The organism is Ectobacillus funiculus (assembly GCF_004138295.1).
GTDB lineage: Bacteria > Bacillota > Bacilli > Bacillales > Bacillaceae_G > Ectobacillus > Ectobacillus funiculus.
On the sequence record NZ_SCFM01000044.1, the window covers coordinates 1 to 2,219 of the forward strand.

A 2,219-nucleotide genomic window follows, 5' to 3' on the forward strand; every position below is an offset into this window, starting at 1 on the left:
AGTGAAATCTGTCCAAAATCGAAAAGAATTCATTGATAAGCTGTTCGGTATCGTATCATAATCCGTAAGTTAGTAGAAAATTCATATCCTACGTTTTTTATAAATTATCTTTGCACCAGAACCAATAAAACTCATATAGCCTCCATAAAAACTCTTATTTGGTTTATATTACCGTATTTTTTTAAGGATTTTATGTATATCATATTCATGTGAGATTTATATAATAGTTTATTATCGGAATTCAATGTATCTAGAAACCTATAAAAAATGGTATGTATAGAGTTGACTTGAAAGTAAGTGGGTATGACTACCCCAGTTTAAGAACAGACTCCAGATCAATAACCCAAATTTCTATGGCAATAACAAGAAACACAGAACTATAAATAAACATCGTTATTCTAAGTGCTATCATATGGTGTTTAGGAAGAATTTTTTTATAAAGTCTGTGCAAGCCTTCCCCTAAATAACCAACGATAAGGAAATTTACAGGCGCTTGCTAATTTGAAAGGCCCCCTCTTTCCCACCTGTTTTCAAGAACCAAAACACTGATTTCTGATGCTATGATGCTGGGTTTTTTGACATTACCGCTACCCAAAATATGTGGTTTCTCCTATTTAGTATTCATCTATATCAAAATACAACTTGATTTATTTTTATTTAAGAAGATGAATGTATATTTAAAAATGTGTTTTTTTGCTTACAAAAGGTTTAAAAGCCAATAATAAAAGAAACTTTCACTAAAATTTCTTATAACATTAGGTACTATTATGATCATGAGGGGTAAAAACATGATAGACGCAAAGCGTGAAACTTGGCTTGATGCAGCAAAAGGATTCGCAATGATCCTAGTCGTTGCAGGGCATGCATATAATCACAATGACTTTATCACTTATATTTATTGGTTTCATATGCCTGCTTTCTTTCTCTTTAGCGGCTACGTGTCAAAGCCAATTACACAGTGGTCACAAATGAGGTTCTATATAAAAAAACGAGCACATAGTCTCCTTATCCCTTACTTTACATATTTAGGGATATTTACTGCGTTTCGCTATATAGGGGAACTCACACATGGAAACTTCTCTTTCAGTTGGTATATGAAGGATATAGGAAGTTTGCTTGTTGGGGGACGATTTATTACAAGCTACTATGGAGTATTTTGGTTTATTACTTGTTTATTTTTCACACAGCTTTTATTCCAGGTGATCTTTCTGTTATTCAAACGAACGACAGCGCGTTTGCTATTTATTCTTGCTTTTTATATCGTTTCTCATATCGAAGGCTGGTATGTAGGTACATTAGACGGTTCTGAGCCGTCCCTTCATGTATTCGTACCCTGGAATGTAGATACGTCCATGCTTGCCCTTTGTTACTATAGCATCGGGTACTATGCGAAAACGTATTTAAAGCAGATTCCTGCTTTACTGACTGGCATGTGCACCCTATTAACAGCTGGATGTATTACACTCCAAGAATGTAATTTACTAGATTATCATCTTAGCATTAAATATCTCGTTTTTGGGAACTACATTCTTGATTTATTCATTCCCTTTATAATGATAATTTCATATTGTGGGATATTCCAACTCATTAAATCCGTAAAAATCGTATCTCTGCTTTCCTTTATTAACCATAGAGGTTTAATAATTATGTATCTACATATAGGAATCAACAAAATCTTACTGCAATTTATAGACTATGGGAATATTCTATATACCATTTTAGGTGTAAGTATCCCTCTTTTTATTTCTATACTACTCATAGAGAATAAGCATAAAATCAGAGCATTTTTATTACATTTTCTACACATTCACGCTAAACACTCTACAAAATTAAATGTGGAGTATAAGGAATTCCGATAAAAAAGCAGTTTTAATACGGGATTCATCACGTCATGAAGGAGGCTGTCCCCAAAGGTCGTTTTAACGATCTTTGGGGACAGCCTCCTTCATGTTGACATAAGATTCGAAAGCGAGAGTTAATTAGCACTCGTTCGTTTAATAAGAACTCTATTCTTCTGTAATTTTATTTTCTCTACAAATCAATCCTTCTTGCCACATTTGATACACGTAAAGAGTGACAGCAATTATTGTCATGATAATAATCCCTTCGAGAGGAGATAAGTTTCCTTCACTAGTTGTAATTTTGAGTTTTTTCCATAAAGCTCTGAAACCAAATGAATAGATGCAATCTATAATTAAATTAACAACGAAATAAATCCA

General features: G+C 33.2%; 1 protein-coding gene and 1 pseudogene. One reads left to right on the forward strand and one right to left on the reverse strand.

Annotated elements, in window-relative coordinates:
* Positions 1 to 788 precede the first annotated feature (788 nt).
* Positions 789 to 1,859 (forward strand): acyltransferase family protein, encoded by a 1,071-nt coding sequence (locus EP737_RS20620; RefSeq protein WP_129730513.1) that lies wholly within the window; start codon positions 789 to 791, stop codon positions 1,857 to 1,859.
* A gap of 147 nt (positions 1,860 to 2,006) precedes the next feature.
* Here the strand turns inward: EP737_RS20620 and EP737_RS26070 are convergent.
* A pseudogene (locus EP737_RS26070) lies at positions 2,007 to 2,219 on the reverse strand (hypothetical protein); the annotation flags it as partial.

Coding starts and splice junctions, on each gene's coding strand:
- EP737_RS20620 (WP_129730513.1), top strand. CDS start 789: ATGATAGACGCAAAGCGTGAAACTTGGCTTGATGCAGCAAAAGGATTC.